Origin of the sequence: Listeria sp. Marseille-Q6474 (assembly GCF_946902005.1) — a bacterium.
Classification (GTDB): domain Bacteria; phylum Bacillota; class Bacilli; order Lactobacillales; family Listeriaceae; genus Listeria; species Listeria innocua.
On sequence record NZ_CAMPPS010000001.1, the window covers coordinates 1,795,516 to 1,811,097 of the forward strand.

The 15,582-nt window shown below is 37.2% G+C and carries 17 protein-coding genes and 1 other annotated feature; of the genes, 11 read left to right on the forward strand and 6 right to left on the reverse strand.

Translation table 11 applies throughout. From position 1 onward, the window contains the following. Positions 1-4 precede the first annotated feature (4 nt). The 5 genes from OC533_RS08915 to OC533_RS08935 all read left to right on the forward strand — a co-directional run bounded on the left by OC533_RS08915 (position 5) and on the right by OC533_RS08935 (position 2,533). Positions 5-292, forward strand: coding sequence for a hypothetical protein (locus tag OC533_RS08915; protein ID WP_149120381.1), 288 nt, complete (start codon positions 5-7; stop codon positions 290-292). A gap of 330 nt (positions 293-622) precedes the next feature. Beyond that, positions 623-1,033, forward strand: a complete 411-nt coding sequence (locus OC533_RS08920; protein ID WP_228465965.1) for a hypothetical protein — start codon at positions 623-625, stop codon at positions 1,031-1,033. Between the two features lie 33 nt (positions 1,034-1,066). Continuing rightward, positions 1,067-1,462: a barstar family protein gene (locus OC533_RS08925; protein ID WP_221769920.1), complete on the forward strand. Its 396-nt coding sequence runs from the start codon at positions 1,067-1,069 to the stop codon at positions 1,460-1,462. A 161-nt stretch (positions 1,463-1,623) separates the two neighbouring features. Continuing rightward, a complete protein-coding gene (locus OC533_RS08930) occupies positions 1,624-1,983 on the forward strand; it encodes a hypothetical protein (protein ID WP_061665477.1) in 360 nt (119 codons plus the stop codon). Next, the gene (locus tag OC533_RS08935; protein WP_194323920.1) at positions 1,976-2,533 is read left to right on the forward strand and encodes an RNA 2'-phosphotransferase; all 558 of its coding nucleotides are present in this window, start codon (positions 1,976-1,978) and stop codon (positions 2,531-2,533) included. Before OC533_RS08930 ends, OC533_RS08935 begins: the two co-directional genes overlap by 8 nt. 217 nt (positions 2,534-2,750) lie before the next feature. Here OC533_RS08935 and OC533_RS08940 read toward each other — a convergent pair whose 3' ends face one another. The 5 genes from OC533_RS08940 to OC533_RS08960 form a co-directional block, all read right to left on the reverse strand. Continuing rightward, entirely contained in the window at positions 2,751-2,999 is a 249-nt protein-coding gene (locus OC533_RS08940; protein ID WP_003772821.1) for a hypothetical protein, read from the reverse strand. A gap of 204 nt (positions 3,000-3,203) precedes the next feature. Continuing rightward, a complete protein-coding gene (locus tag OC533_RS08945) occupies positions 3,204-4,976 on the reverse strand; it encodes an ABC transporter ATP-binding protein (protein ID WP_070752392.1) in 1,773 nt (590 codons plus the stop codon). Then, positions 4,976-6,697 carry an ABC transporter ATP-binding protein gene (locus OC533_RS08950; RefSeq protein ID WP_262265250.1) on the reverse strand — a complete coding sequence of 574 codons (1,722 nt, stop codon included), beginning with the start codon at positions 6,695-6,697 and terminating at the stop codon, positions 4,976-4,978. Before OC533_RS08950 ends, OC533_RS08945 begins: the two co-directional genes overlap by 1 nt. A gap of 161 nt (positions 6,698-6,858) precedes the next feature. Beyond that, complete coding sequence (gene pabB, locus OC533_RS08955; protein WP_194323922.1) at positions 6,859-8,565, reverse strand: aminodeoxychorismate synthase component I; 1,707 nt, start codon at positions 8,563-8,565, stop codon at positions 6,859-6,861. Further along, positions 8,562-9,134, reverse strand: a complete 573-nt coding sequence (locus OC533_RS08960; protein ID WP_194323924.1) for an anthranilate synthase component II — start codon at positions 9,132-9,134, stop codon at positions 8,562-8,564. Before OC533_RS08960 ends, pabB begins: the two co-directional genes overlap by 4 nt. 130 nt (positions 9,135-9,264) lie before the next feature. Between OC533_RS08960 and OC533_RS08965 the strand changes: the two genes are divergently transcribed. The 3 genes from OC533_RS08965 to OC533_RS08975 all read left to right on the forward strand — a co-directional run bounded on the left by OC533_RS08965 (position 9,265) and on the right by OC533_RS08975 (position 11,574). Continuing rightward, positions 9,265-9,684 (forward strand): pyridoxamine 5'-phosphate oxidase family protein, encoded by a 420-nt coding sequence (locus OC533_RS08965; protein WP_003772827.1) that lies wholly within the window; start codon positions 9,265-9,267, stop codon positions 9,682-9,684. A gap of 52 nt (positions 9,685-9,736) precedes the next feature. Next, positions 9,737-9,959 (forward strand) — a binding site (T-box leader). A 60-nt stretch (positions 9,960-10,019) separates the two neighbouring features. Then, entirely contained in the window at positions 10,020-11,303 is a 1,284-nt protein-coding gene (gene serS, locus OC533_RS08970; RefSeq protein WP_194323926.1) for a serine--tRNA ligase, read from the forward strand. Positions 11,304-11,322: 19 nt separating this feature from the next. Continuing rightward, the gene (locus OC533_RS08975; protein ID WP_185484559.1) at positions 11,323-11,574 is read left to right on the forward strand and encodes a TfoX/Sxy family protein; all 252 of its coding nucleotides are present in this window, start codon (positions 11,323-11,325) and stop codon (positions 11,572-11,574) included. Positions 11,575-11,626: 52 nt separating this feature from the next. Here the strand turns inward: OC533_RS08975 and OC533_RS08980 are convergent, their stop codons facing one another. Next, complete coding sequence (locus OC533_RS08980) at positions 11,627-13,354, reverse strand: ABC transporter ATP-binding protein (protein ID WP_003772831.1); 1,728 nt, start codon at positions 13,352-13,354, stop codon at positions 11,627-11,629. Between the two features lie 330 nt (positions 13,355-13,684). Here OC533_RS08980 and OC533_RS08985 point away from each other — a divergent pair, with 330 nt between their 5' ends. The 3 genes from OC533_RS08985 (at position 13,685) to OC533_RS08995 (ending at position 15,529) form a co-directional block, all read left to right on the forward strand. Then, positions 13,685-14,374 (forward strand): Crp/Fnr family transcriptional regulator, encoded by a 690-nt coding sequence (locus OC533_RS08985; RefSeq protein ID WP_003764343.1) that lies wholly within the window; start codon positions 13,685-13,687, stop codon positions 14,372-14,374. 144 nt (positions 14,375-14,518) lie between these two features. Next, positions 14,519-15,163, forward strand: coding sequence for a fructose-6-phosphate aldolase (gene fsa / locus OC533_RS08990; protein ID WP_194323928.1), 645 nt, complete (start codon positions 14,519-14,521; stop codon positions 15,161-15,163). 18 nt (positions 15,164-15,181) lie between these two features. After that, positions 15,182-15,529, forward strand: a complete 348-nt coding sequence (locus tag OC533_RS08995; RefSeq protein ID WP_070752385.1) for an SH3 domain-containing protein — start codon at positions 15,182-15,184, stop codon at positions 15,527-15,529. Positions 15,530-15,582: the final 53 nt, after the last annotated feature.

Genomic DNA, 15,582 nt, shown 5'->3' on the forward strand with positions numbered 1-15,582 from the left:
TATTATGGATGTTTTAGAAGGATTTTTGCAGGCAGAAATTAATACACAGGAATTATATGAAGATATAATGTCTTTTATAACTTCATATCATATCAGATGTGGAGAATTTGAAGGAAATGAATATATAATAAAAAAAATGGATCAAACCAATTTTATTTTATTTCCGGAATATATAGATACAGATGGTGAAAGAGAAATACATAGAGCAAGATCAGTTTATAGAAACAATTTAATCAAAGAGATTAATGACTGTGCTCAGGTTAAAGGAATACAAGTAATTGATGTAAATTAGTAGTTACTAAGAAATGATTACAGTTCGAAAATGTAGTCTCATTGAAAAGAGAGATTCTCTTAGATAAACTTTCATAAGTGAACCTATAGGGCGAATTTTCTCTGTGGAGTATACTTGTGGGAGTTTAAGAGGTTGGAGGCTCGTTCAATTAGGAAACGGCTTTTGCAATCGGATGAATGATTATATGTATGATTAAAAATCCACTTTGAATATTAACTACATTGTGGATTTTCTTTTTTATTATCTTTCAACAGTTGACTATTAGTTTTATTTTCAAGCATTAAGCAGATTCAACTGTTTCCAAGACGCGAATGATTGGATAGTGATATTATGCAAAATGAATTTCAACTTTTAGAAGACAAGAAAAGTATAGATCAACTTATGTTAACGTATTTTTCAATAATAAGTGGAAGATATTTGAAAAAGGCTTTGTCTGCTTTTAAAGAAAAAGAAGGATACGGACAAGAAATAGTTTTTATTTCCTTTAAAAACGACTTAGATGATTATGATATAGCGCAATTACCAAGACCGTTAGATGATAAACATGTTTTAGTCGAATTAGGATTCCCAGCTGTAGAGATTGACCAAATAGCTTACTTAGATTTTAAAACATTTTATGCTTATTTAGATGAGAATGTAAAAAAAGAGGCAGAAAGAAATCCAGAAGGAAATGCCTATAAAGGACTGCTTGGAAATGTGTTGATTCCTAATACGAGAATAACGAAGCTGAAATGCCAATAGTACAGTGGAACGCCTTAAATAGAGGGAGTATCTATGATGAAAACTGAAATTTCAAGAGTAAATACAATAGATATTTTAGAGTTAGAGAAGAACGCAAAAGAGAATGAGTGCTATATTGTTAATATCCGGGGAGGTAATATTCAAACCAAAAAAAGTTTTCTTGAATTAATGACGGAAAAATTTTTACTGCCTGATAGTACTGGGTGGGATTCATTTACAGACTGGATGACTGATTTAAGTTGGATTGATAATCCATGTTTTTGTATTATAATTAAAGATTATACAGATTTCTTAAAAAAAGATACTGAGTCCAAAGAAATTGTAATGGAAATTTTTAAAGAAGATATTTTACCTTTTTGGGAAAACGGTGTAACTCAAACGGTTGTTGAGGGGAAACCTCGTTCGTTTAAAGTATATTTAGTTAAATAGCATATTCATGTAATTAAATGAAATAATAGTCCTTTGAAGAGTTATTATAAAGGACTATTATTTTTAGGTTATTATTAAAACAGGGTTTTCCCCACCCCAAGAAATCCAGTGGGGGTAGTTAGATTTAGAAAAAATGAAATAGAAGGAATGTGCTTATAGTTATGAAGAAATTTTATATTGAAGAAGATGTATTTATATACCCTGAAGCCTATAATAAATTAATTGAATTAAACTTGGTAGATTTTGATGTGTGGTATTTAATTGAGTCAGGTCAAGCAACTAGAAGGTACCATGATTTGAAAGAAAGGTATCCTAATAGAAAGTTAATACCCTTTGCAAGAAGAGGCGATAATGATGATATAGCTTGTTTTGAGATTGGAAAAGAAAATAGAGTTCAATTAATTCATGATTTCACTACAGAAGGTTTTGAACAAAGAGGTGAATTTGACGACTTATGGGAATGGGTAGAATCTGCTGTTAAAACAATGGTCGAATATAATCGGGAGGAAGAAAATGTCTAATAATATAAACTATACAAAATTGAGTAAAGAAGTTTCTTATGCATTGCGTCATGCTCCTTGGGAATATGAGTTAGAATTAGATAAAAATGGTTGGGTGCAGATTGACCAATTATTACAAGCCTTTCATCAGTTTAATGAATGGCAAAATGTAGAACTTGATGATTTAAAAGTAATGATCGAGAAATCAGAAAAAAAGAGGCACGAAATCCAAGGGAATAGTATTAGAGCTTTCTATGGACATTCTATACCAATGAAAATAGTAAAAGAAGAAGCTATTCCTCCTGAATTTCTGTACCATGGAACTGCACATAATTTTTTATCTGAAATTGAAAAAAAGGGTTTAGTCCCAATGTCTCGACAATATGTTCATTTGTCTGAAGATATAGAAACGGCAAATTTAGTAGGGAAAAGAAAAGATAAAAATCCCATTATATTGGAGGTAAGTGCATTAGAAGCACGGAATGAGGGAGTAAATTTTTACTACGGTAATGAAAAAGTATGGCTTGCAGATGCGATACCTAGTAAATTCATAGTAATCAAAGATAAATAAGCACGCGCTATTAGGAAAGGCTCATTTATAAAATAGGAGAATGGTTTAATCGTGAAGATAAAATATTTATGTGGAAACCAACTTCATGATGAGACTTTGGAAACAACGAATCCTTTAATGATTTTTCCAGATAATTTGCCTATACTTACATCAACGAAACTAGATTAAGAACTAATTTTAAAATGCTGGTTTAATTAACATAAAAAAGTCGATTTCCTTAACTAGGAAATCGACTTTTTTTATTTGTTTGATAGTCTTTATAAAACCATAGTAAGAAAAAAACAATACTAATAGTAAAAAATATAATTGGCACTATAATAAGCTTTGTGCCCAGTAAACTCTGATTGACGCTCCCATCCATAAAACCAGATTGAATCAATAACCCTCTTACAACCCCTAATACCTGGATGACAAAAAGTAAAATAAGACCAATAAAACCACTTCTAACAAAAAGATTAAAATTCATATGTATGTTCACCTCTGTTTTTATTTTTCTGTTCTAAATTACGTTAACATAAAATTGCTGACATGAAAATGAAAAGAAGACTTTGTATGCTAGAAAAAACCACTCAAAACTAAGAAACTGATGAAGTAAAAAAAGAAGTTCCCAATGTTTAACATTTGAGAACTTCCTTTTTTCTGTTTATTTCAGCCCGCAAAAAGCGTCTATCTACTCAATAACAAACTGATTATGATAAAGCTCAGAATAAAATCCTTCCGCCTTCATCAGCTCATCATGGTTACCTTGTTCAATCACTTCGCCTTGATGTAGCACGACGATATGGTCGGCATCAAGGATAGTTTTTAAACGATGGGCAATGACGAAACTAGTTCTACCGGAGATAACGTTGTCCATAGCTTTTTGAATGCGGCTTTCGGTTACGGTGTCTACGTTACTAGTTGCTTCGTCAAGAATAAGAAGAGACGGATTTGTAATAATAGTTCTCGCAATACTCATAAGCTGCTTTTGACCAACACTGAAAATATTGTTTTCATCACTGATTTCTGTTTCATAACCTTTTTCTAGGTTCATAATGAAGTCGTGGATGTTAGCTTGTTTTGCAGCGTTGATTACTTCGTCGTCGCTTGCTTCCGGCTTACCGAAAACAATGTTATCGCGAATGGTTCCCGTAAATAGTACGGAATCTTGTAGCACGATACCGACTTGTTTACGAAGGGAATCAAGGCGAATGTCGCGGATGTCGATATCATCAAAGAGAATCGCTCCTCCATCGACATTATAGAAGCGGTTAAGAAGGTTCATAACAGTTGTCTTACCAGAACCAGTTGGTCCAACAAGCGCCACCATTTTACCTTTACTTACATCAATTGACACGTCTTTTAGAACTGGTTTTTCAGGGTCATAAGCGAAATCAACATGATCTAGTTTAACACCTTTATTAATACCATCAATTGTTTGTAAGTTCTCGCGTTCAACTTCCTCTTCCTCTGCAAATACTTCACTAACACGGCGAGCACCAGTGATTGCTAGTTGTAGCAAGCTGTACTGGGACGAAATTTGTGTAAGTGGCATATAGAATTGTTGTGAATATTGAACGAACATAACGATTAAACCAAGAGCGGCTGTGCGTTCAAGGTCGCCGTTTAGAGCTAACCATCCACCGAAGAAGATAACGATAGCTGTATTTAATAATGAAATACCTTGCATCATTGGGAAAAGTAAACCGGAGTAAACTTGACCTTTGTAAGTTGCGTTTTTAACAACATTATTTTGTTTAACAAAGCCCTCAATAGTTTCTTCTTCTAAGCCATTTGTGATAATAATTTTTTGACCAGAAATTTTTTCGTCAATGTAGCCGTTCAAAACACCCAATTCATCTTGTTGAATATCAACGAATTTGCGGGCTTTTCGAATGATTATAGTCGCAATAATAATCGCAAATGGAGCAGATATTAAAGTAACAAAGGCTAGTTCCACATTTTGCTGGAACATCATGATTATGACACCAATCATTAATGCAATGTTTGATAGCACTTGAATCAATGCTTGGTTGAGTGTGTTAGAAATGTTATCCAAGTCACTAGTGAAGCGACTCAGCATTTCGCCATCATTGCGGCTATCGAAGAAACGAATCGATAGTTTTTCCATCTTGCGGAAAAGCCCTATACGCATTCTGTTCGTCGATTTACCAGCTACCCCTGTCATAATGATACTTTGGATAAAAGTGGCAGCAGCGAGCAGTACGTAGCAGAGAATCAGCATCCAAATGATATGGATGAAGTCGCTCTTGTCATCAACACCTGTTCGCATTAAACGAACAACATAATCACCAAGCTCTTGAACAGCATTACCAATATATTGTGGTGCTTTTACTTGAAGGTATGTCGCAAAAACTACAGCAATTAAAATGACAAAAAGTTGAGGTTTATAACCCCGCAGATAGTGCCAGAAAAAGCGGCTAATTTGTTTAAACTCTTTCATTATGCGGTTACCTCCTTGCCTTTTTGAGTGTCGTAAATTTCACGGTAAGTTTCATTTTCTTTCAGAAGTTCTTTGTGGGAACCAACGCCAACGAGTTTACCTTGATCGAGCACGAGAATTTTATCTGCTTGAATAACAGAAGAGATTTTTTGTGCAATGATGAAAGTAGTTGTGTCGTCTAGCTCTTTATTAAGTGCTTCTTTGACTAATTTCTCGGATTTTGCATCAAGGGCACTTGTGCTGTCATCAAGAATTAGTACTTTCGGCGAACCGATAACTCCACGTGTAATGGATAGACGTTGTTTTTGTCCACCAGAGAAGTTATTACCGCGCTCAGAAACAGGAGCTTCATAAAGTTTTGCTTGTTTATCAATAAATTCTTTCGCTTGTGCTATTTTACTTGCATGTTCCATTTCATCGGTTGTCGCGTCTTTTTTACCATGACGTAAATTGTCTGCGATTGTTCCTGAGAAAAGGATTGCGCGTTGGAGCACGAAGGAAACGGTGCTACGAAGTGTTTTCTTATTGATGTCTTTTAGGTTAGTACCACCAACAATAACTTCCCCTTCAGTTGGATCGTAAAGGCGTGGAATTAGCTGGGCAAGAGTCGATTTACCCGAACCTGTTGCGCCAACAATACCAACCATTTCACCAACATTTGCTTTAAAAGAAATATCTTTAAGAGCAGGTGTATCGTCACCATCATATTTGAAACTAACGTTACGGAACTCAACAGTACCTTCTAAATCTTGTTCAGGCGCATTTTCATTGTATGTAATATCTGGTTCTGTTTCGAGAACTTCAGTAATACGTTTCAAGGAAATAAGCGCACGAGAGGCCATCATCATTAGTATACCGCCGATAATAATTGCCATCATGATTTGCATTAAATAGTTCATAAATGATGCGATAGCTCCGATAACTTCTGGGTTTTCAGCAGCCATATCACCTACAAAGAAAATAGAAACAACAATTGCTAAGTTAGAAACGAGCATAAATGCAGGAATCATGACAGAAAAAAGAGTTCCTACAATGATAGTGTGACGAGTTAGTTTGTCACTGACAGTTGTGAAACGTCCGATTTCGTTATCTTCTTGAACAAAAGATTTAACAACACGCATTCCGGCAAGGTTTTCTTTTGCGATAGAATTTACGCGGTCAATTAACTTCTGGATAATTGCAAAGTGTTTACCCATAGAGCCAAATGTGAAGACAACAATCAGCACTACGAGTACAACAAGCACAATAATTACCCACCATAATTCAGGTAGAGTAAACATCGCTAAAATAAATGCCCCGATAAACATAATCGGAATTCTTGTTAGCGACTGTAGTGAAAGCATCACTAAATTTTGTACTTGGGTAATATCGTTTGTTTGTCGAACAACTAGATTACCTGTCGAAAGTTTTTCAATGTTACTAAATGAAAATGTTTGGATTTTACGGAAACTAGATTCACGAATATCTGCGCCGACACCTTGAGCGACTTTGGCAGAAAGAATCGTGTTTAGAATCCCAGCGATAAGGCCAACTGCGGCAATACCGATTAGAAGTGCGCCTATGGAAGAAATTTCATCCATATTATCTTTCATGATGGCGTCTAGGTCTTGCTGAAGTAATTTTGGTTGCCATAGTTGTGAGATAACCATGACTACTACAAACAAAGTAGATAGTGTTGCTTGTAGCTTGTAATTTTTAAGATGGTGAAACAATACTTTCATGATTTTCCTCCCTTGGAAAACGGAAATAAAGACGTGCGAACACATATTCTAATATAGTTTGTGAAAATTTGCAAGTAATTTTTTCACTAATTCTAAATATGGCGAAAATATGGCAAATATACTGTCGAAAATCGTTTTTTAATTGTGAAAAAACCTGTTGATTATTGTTGGATTTCTACTTCTACAAATCCTCTTACACTATTTATTAACCACACAAAGTCAGCCTCGAAAAGGTCTTTTTTCATTAGTGTTTTTTCGGAAATTTTGTTTTTTGCTAATAAATCTGCTCTCATAGTACCTGGGAGAAGACCTGAACTCACTAGTGGTGTGAAAAAACAGCCTTTTATACCTAGAACTATATTCCCGGTAGTAAACTCTGTCAGCTCGCCTCGCTCATTCCAAAGCAATGTCTCCTCGGTTTCAGTGCTTTTCATGTCTTCATAAACAGATCTATTAGTGGTTTTATGATAAAGGAATAAATCATCAGTTGAGACGGGACTTTTTGCCAGTTGCGCGGTTATTTGCTGATTTTGCGTACTTATTTCGGTTAGTTCTAAAAGGTGCGTGCCATTTGGATGGAGTAAAAATCTTAATTTATATGTTCCAGCTGGATTGTTTCGTGCTGTTTCCCGCCATAATTCCCCAATTTTTTCACCGTCAAAAGGAACACCGAAAAAATTTGCGCTTGCTTGAAGCCGTTTTAGATGAAAGTCTATCCGGGAAAGCGCTCCGTTTTCAAGGCGTAAACATTCAATTAAAGAAAACTTGGTTGCTTTTTCTAAAATGGCTGATTTTGCATGAATCTCGGAAAATTCACTTTCGGCATCAGAATCCCAAACAATACCGCCACCAACACCATAAGTTGCTTTATTATCTGCAATGGAAATCGTTCGGATTGGTACATTAAAAATTGCATTTCCATTAGGTTCTAGGAATCCAATCGCGCCGCAGTATACGCCTCGAGGTGAATCTTCTAGCTCTGAAATAATTTCCATTGTCCGGGCTTTTGGGGCGCCAGTTATTGAACCACAAGGGAAAAGCGCCTCGAAAACTGCGGTTAAACTAGTATCAGGAGGTGTTTCTGCGGTAACAGTAGACGTCATTTGCCACACTGTTGGGTAAGGTTCTAAAGTCATTAATTTAGGCACTTTTACGCTACCAGGCACCGCAATCATCCCAAGGTCATTTCGTAGTAAATCAACAATCATCACATTTTCAGCACGATTTTTAGGATCGTTTTTTAACCAATCATGTGCTTCTAAGTCAGCTTGTTCCGTACTTCCGCGGCGAATGGTGCCTTTCATTGGACGTGTCGTCAAAATGTTTTCCTTCCATTTAAAAAATAGCTCGGGTGAAGCTGAGATAATTTGAAATTCATCCGTTTCAAGTAGCGCTGTATAATTTGCTTTTCCAACTTGTTGCAGCGATTCAAAAGTGGCTTGAGCGGAAAAATCACTTGGTACATCACTTTGGAGCCGAACAGTGTAGTTGATTTGGTACGTGTTTCCAGCAGCAATTTCCGCTTTAATCTGTGCTATTTTTTCCGCATAATTCTGGTAATCCGTATCCATTTTAAAAGAAAGTGGTGCAGTGTCTGAGTTTTCGGTAGGTGCAGTCGTGAAATTATCGTATACACCAAACCAGATAAGCGGCATGTTCTCGGCAGGTTGTTTGGTTTTTAAATTGCTACGAAAAGCAGGAGCGGCCTCATAACTAACAAAACCAGCTACGTATTTTCCGGATTTTTGGGCTTCCTCGGCCGCTTTCATTATAGGAAGTACTTCCGATAAATCGCGTGCCACCAGTTCGCGAATTGGCTTTTCAAAAATCTTTACCGAACCTTCAAAATCAAAACGTAATAAACTCATTTGGCAGCTCTCCCCAGTCGTACAAAGTTTTCTAAAATTGCGTGTCCGTTTTCAGATAGGATTGCTTCAGGATGAAATTGGACACTGTAAATCTCTTTTGTTAGATGCTCTAACCCCATTAAAACCCCATCATCTGTTACAGCGGTCACTTTCAAATCAGCTGGCACAGTATTTGGGTCAATGACTAAAGAATGGTAGCGGGCAACTGAGAATCTCGAATCAAGTCCGGCAAATAATCCTTCACCGTGATGCGAGATAATACTAGTTTTTCCGTGAACAGGAAGGTCCGCCTGAACCACTTTTGCCCCGAAAAAATGACCAATCATTTGATGGCCAAGGCAAATCCCGAGAATGGGAACGTTAATTTTGTCTAGTAGAGCTAAACTTTCTGGATAATCATCTGGAGAACCAGGTCCGGGTGAAAGAATAACCATTTCAGGTGCTAATTGGTCGAATGCTTGAAGCGAAAAATCTCTAGCAGAAACTACCCGCACATCTTCCTTAAGCTCTAAAAAATATTGGTATAAATTATATGTAAATGAGTCATTATGATCGATTAATAAAATCACTTCAAATCCCCCTAGTTAAAACGGTTATACTCTTTTATAGCAAATAGCTACGGAGATAACAAGCCTGAAATGTTTGAAGCCTGAAAACAAGTGGAAATGTACACTAAATAACCAAAGGAAGGTGTTTTAGATGGAAAATGAACTAGAAGATAAAATTCTCGCCATTTTAGAACAACATCAAGTTGGGGTATTAACCTCTGTACAAGGCGATTTTCCGCACGCTAGATATATGACGTTTCTTCATGATGGCTTAACACTTTATACACCATCTGGAAAAGAACTACCGAAAACAGAGGAAGTCCGTAGAAACCCGCACGTATGCGTTTTAATTGGCTATGATAGCCCCGGATCTGCGTTTTTAGAAATTAATGGTTTAGCATCACTGGAAGAAGATGAATCTATCAAAGAACGCATCTGGGAAAACATCTCTAAAGACTGGTTTCAAGGCGAAGATTCACCATCCTTTGTCGTTATAAAAATTGTTCCGGAACAAATTAGAATACTGAATTCTGATGATGACGGTCCAGACACGCTCGATTTAATTGGTTAAAGATTTGCTTGTAATTTAAGCAGATATGCGATAGAATAACTTTAAATTAATACGAAAAGCGAAGACAAGAAGTAGTAATGAGGTAGAATTTCTAAAGAGAGCCAGTGGTTGGTGCGAACTGGTGAAGTTTCCTTATGAATCCATCTTGGAGTGAGTGGTGGAAAGCATAGTTTTGCGAGTAAATCATTCCGGCTGGGTCCGTTAAACCTAAATGAAGCTGGGGATTTTTTTAAGTCCCAATAAGGGTGGCAACGCGGTTAACTCTCGTCCCTTTCCTGTTAATTCGGGAAAGTACGGGAGTTTTTTATATGGAAAAAAATAAAGGAGGAGTTAGCATGTTAGATGTTAAATTGTTACGTAATAATTTTGAAGAAGTAAAACAGAAGTTGCAAAATCGCGGGGAAGACTTAGGTGAATTTGAGAAATTTGGCGAGTTAGACAAACGTCGTCGTACACTGATTGTGGAAACAGAAGCGCTAAAAAGCCAGCGTAATGAAGTATCTCAAGAAATCGCTAAATTAAAACGCGAAAAACAAGATGCTGATGCTAAAATTGAAGAAATGCGTGTCGTTGGTGATCGTATTAAAACATTAGACATCGAATTAAGAGAAATTGACGAGAAGTTAGATACGATTTTAATGTCGATTCCAAATATTCCGCATGAGTCTACTCCGGTCGGTGAATCGGAAGACGATAACGTAGAAATCCGCAAATGGGGCGAAGTTCGCGAATTTGGTTTTGAACCAAAAGCTCATTGGGATTTAGGAACTGACCTAGACATTCTTGATTTCGAAAATGCTGCAAAAGTAACTGGCAGCCGCTTCGTTTTTTATAAAAAATTAGGTGCAAGACTGGAACGAGCGCTAATTAACTTTATGATGGACTTGCATTCGAATGAACATGGCTATGAAGAAATGCTTCCACCGTACATGGTAAACCGCGCGAGCATGACTGGAACTGGTCAATTGCCGAAGTTTGAAGAAGATGCTTTCCTAATTGAAGCGGAAGACTATTTCCTTATTCCAACAGCGGAAGTACCAGTAACGAACTACCACCGCGAAGATATTTTAAAAGCAGAAGATTTACCAAGAAAATATACGGCATTTAGCGCTTGTTTCCGTTCTGAAGCGGGCTCTGCAGGTCGTGATACACGTGGCTTAATTCGCCAACATCAATTTAACAAAGTGGAATTAGTTCAATTTGTTAAACCGGAAGATTCCTACGCGGCGCTTGAAAAATTAACTGGATGCGCAGAAGAAGTATTGCGTCGCCTAGAATTACCATATCGCGTACTAAGCATGTGTACTGCTGACTTAGGTTTCACTGCTGCTAAAAAATATGATTTAGAAGTTTGGATTCCAAGCTATGATTCTTACCGTGAGATTTCTTCTTGCAGTAACTTTGAAAGCTTCCAAGCAAGACGCGCCAACATTCGTTTCCGCCGTGAACCAGGAAGCAAACCCGAATACGTGCACACATTAAATGGTTCCGGGTTAGCACTAGGTCGTACAGTCGCTGCTATTTTGGAAAACTACCAAGAGGAAGATGGTTCTGTACGCATTCCGAAAGTACTACAAGGTTATATGGGCGGTATCGAAAAAATCGAATTACCAAAATAAAAAGGAAGAAGGAACTGTAATGGCGAACCTTAGCGAATTACCAAACATTGGCAAAGTACTGGAGCAGGACTTAATAAAAGCTGGGATAAAAACCCCAGCTGAGCTAAAAGATGTTGGAAGCAAAGCAGCCTTTTTACGTATTTGGGAAAATGATTCAACTGTTTGTTTAAGTGAACTATGTGCGCTTGAAGGAGCCGTACAAGGCATCAGGTGGCATGATTTAGACGAAGCAAAGAAAATCGAACTCAAAAAGTTTCATCAATCCTTATAAAAAAACGACGATGCATATTCGCATCGTCGTTTTTTTATTTCCCGGGAAATAGTTATTTTAATTGTTGTTCCGCAAAAGAGGCGTAGAGCGGATGAGAAGCCACTAATTCGCTATGTGTGCCCCGACCAGTTATTTCCCCGTGTTCAATAAAGAGAATTTGATCGGCATTAACAATAGTGGAAAGGCGGTGAGCGATAACAAAAGTAGTGCGCCCCTCCATCAAGTTCGCTAAAGCTTGTTGAACTATTTGTTCGGATTGGCTATCTAAGCTTGCTGTTGCTTCGTCTAACATGAGAATATTCGGGTTGCGTAAGAAAGCTCGTGCAATTGCAATTCGCTGTCTTTGGCCTCCAGAGAGCTTCACTCCACGTTCGCCGACTTCGGTTGCCATTTTGTCAGGAAGTTCAGAAATAAAGCCGTCTGCATAAGCCAGTTTTGCTACATTCCAAAGCTCTTCTTCGTTAATTTCTCGATCCAGTCCGTAACAAAGATTGTCGCGAATGGTGCCTGAAAGCATAGCACTTTCCTGTGAAACGTAACCAATTTGTGAGCGCCATGAGTTAATAGAAATCTCAGAAAGAGGAATATCACCCACTAAAATTTCTCCCGTTTTCGGTTGATAGAAACGCTCTAAAATCGCAAACAAGGTAGATTTACCGCCACCACTTGGACCAGCGAATGCGATAACTTCCCCTGGTTTTGTATCAAAAGAAACATCTTTTAAAATCGGTTCACCTTCATTGTAAGAGAAGGAAATATCCGTGGCGCGAATCGTTTTTCCGCTCACATCCACTTTTTTACCAGCATCGAAATCTTCTTCTGCTTCATTTAAAATATCTGCAATGCGTTCTGTCGCTCCCTTTGCTTTTTGAAGTTGCGCGAAGAACGTTGCAAAAGAGGTTACTGGGACGATAATTTGGAATAGATATAGCAAGAATGCGATTAATGTACCAGTAGTCATAGTTCCAGCTGAAACTCGAATTCCGCCGTAACCGATGATACCAACAATAACTCCCATTACGACAAAGAAAATTAAAGGCCCAAGTACAGCAACAACTTTCGCCTCACGAATACCGAATCCGAATAGACGATTGATTCCTTTATGACCAGCTTCCGTTTCACGTGTCTCAGCGTTAGATGCCTTTACGAGTCTCGCTTCAGAAAGGGTTTGACTAATAGAACCAGTGAAGTCAGCTGTTTCATTTTGAAGACCTTTAGAGATTTTAAACATTTTCTGACCAAGCGGCGCAACGACTAGCGCTGTAATCGGAACAGCTATTAAGATAATTAGTGTCATTTTCCAGTCCATAAAGAATAGGATAATAATCGCACCAACCACAGAAATAATCCCTGTTACAAATTGCGGTAAATGATCGGCAATTAGTTCCTTGACTACGACTGTATCGTTCACCATGCGGCTCACCATTTCACCCGTTTTTGTATTATCAAAATAGGAAACTGGCAAGTGCACGATTTTTCGCCATAAACGTTCGCGGATGGTAGCTACAACTTTCTGCCCCATATAATTAAGCAAGAAAATCGAGAAACCGTTTGTTATAGCTTGCAAAATAAATGCAAGAACAATCAAAGCCACCATTTTTACATCTAATGAAGCTATTGAAAAGCCATCAATTAAGTTTTTTGTAAAAAGTGGGACTACAAGGCCAGCAACTGTAGTTACGACACTGGCGATTAAAGCGCAGAATATTATCCAATTTGCAGGTTTTGCACTAATAATTAACTGGAAAAAATTCCGCCAACTATATTTTTTCTGATCCATTTATTTCACCCTTCCTAATTTTCCCATCCATATAATGCTTACTTTTTAAGTATAATCAATTTACCAAATAATAAACCAGTCTAAAGTGGTAGTTATGGAATTATTTTCTCGATTTGAATATTTAAAGAAAAGTAACAAAAAATTCGAATTTATGTCAAAAGCTCACATTTATAAGTGATAAAAATTAAGAATTATAATAAACAATGTAATATAGTTATCTTAAATTGAGTTTTCAGCATTTTTTGAAAGCCTATGAATGAGATTTCCAATATAGTGTTTATGATATAATTACGAGTAGTTTTTTCAATATTATATAGCAAAGGAGAGAGTATGCTATTCTTAAAAGAGCTTGAATCCAATCTAACGGTTAGCAAATTAATGGAGCTGTGCTTTGAACATCCAAATTACAAAGACTACTGCTCGGTTATCAGCACGAAGAAGGGTGAGGTTCTAGAAAGTTTAAGTCCGACTGGGACAAAAGTATATTTTGTTCTAAGTGGCATATACGGGATGATTGTAGAAAAAGATGCAGAATTGGAAGAAGAAAACTGTAAAGAATGCATTGTTCGTTTCTTGCAAAAAGGAGATAGTTTTGGACTTTACCATTTGTTTTATGATGAATGGAGCCCGCATGTTTCGATGCAAAGTCTAGGTCATGGAGAGGTTATGGAAGTAGATAGTAATTTCTTGTTTTCCGTGTTTGATAAGGAAGATGAGAACAACTTTTTCATGATTAAAGTAATGGCAGAAGAACTACGGGAAGCACATACTTTTGCAAAACTAAGCTTTTTAAAGAAAGAAGAACGAATTCGCAAAGCCATTCTCAAATGCGCTCAAACTCTAGGAACGTTTTCTGATAACGGGATATTGCTACCAAAAGAAGTCACGCAAGAAGTTCTTGCAAGATACACCAATACATCACGTGAATATGTGGCTCACACAGTCATGCATTTAATTAAAGAGGATATAATTAGAAATAGACCTAAACCTCTACTAGTGATGGACAAAACTCGTTTATAACTTTGTTTCACGTGAAACTTTTTTAGAATGCTTCAGTTGCATTCTTTTTTTTGTGGAAAAAAGCACTTCGAAAGCATTATTTTATCTTTTGCGTTATAATGGCTCTGTAATTGAAAGCGCTTGATAGAAAAGGAGGATGTTTCAATGAGATTTTTTATCGATACAGCGAACGTAGAAGAGATTAAAAAGGCGAATAGAATGGGTTTTATTGCTGGTGTCACAACGAATCCATCACTAGTTGCCAAAGAAGGCCGCGATTTTAATGAGGTTATTCAAGAAATTACATCCATTGTTGACGGACCGATTAGCGGCGAAGTAGTAAGTTTGAAAGCGGAAGAGATGATTGAGGAAGGTCGAGTTATTGCTAAAATCCATCCAAATATGGTTGTTAAAATACCTATGACAGGTGAAGGTTTGGCAGCAGTAAAAGTTTTGACGGAAGAAGGGATTAAAACTAATGTCACGCTAGTCTTTTCTGCTACACAAGCATTACTGGCAGCGCGGGCAGGAGCGACATACGTGTCCCCGTTTTTAGGTCGTTTAGATGATATTGGTGACGACGGACTGTTGCTCATTCGTGATATAGCAGAAATTTTTGAAACACATGGTATCCCGACAGAGATTATTTCAGCAAGCGTGCGCCATCCGATTCATGTCATTGAATGTGCCAAGGCAGGAGCAGATATTGCTACAGTCCCTTATAAAGTATTTGAACAAATGTTAAAACATCCTTTGACCGACAGCGGAATTGATAAGTTTCTTGCAGATTGGGAAGCTGCTAAAAAATAACGAGGAAGGTTTCTAACTATGAATCAAACATTTATCGTAAAAAAAGAACACATTAGCAAGTATCCAAATCCACTTTTTGTTAATAAAAATGAGTCTATTTGGGTGTTTGATGAAGATACAGAATACCCTGGCTGGATTTTTTGCAAAGTGAAGTCATCGGATAAAGAAGGCTGGGTACCAAAACAAATCATTCAGTTAGGTACTGATGGAAAAAGTGGAACCGTGACAGAAGATTATTCGGCGCGCGAATTAAATGTAAAACCTGGGGATAAATTAGAAAGTAATCGAGAGCTTAATGGCTGGGTTTGGTGCGTAACGGAAGATAATGAAGCTGGCTGGGTACCACGAGAAAATCTTGAATCCTAAATTGTTTCACGTGGAACATTTTAAGTAAATATAGCAAAAAAGCGAAGGGTTTA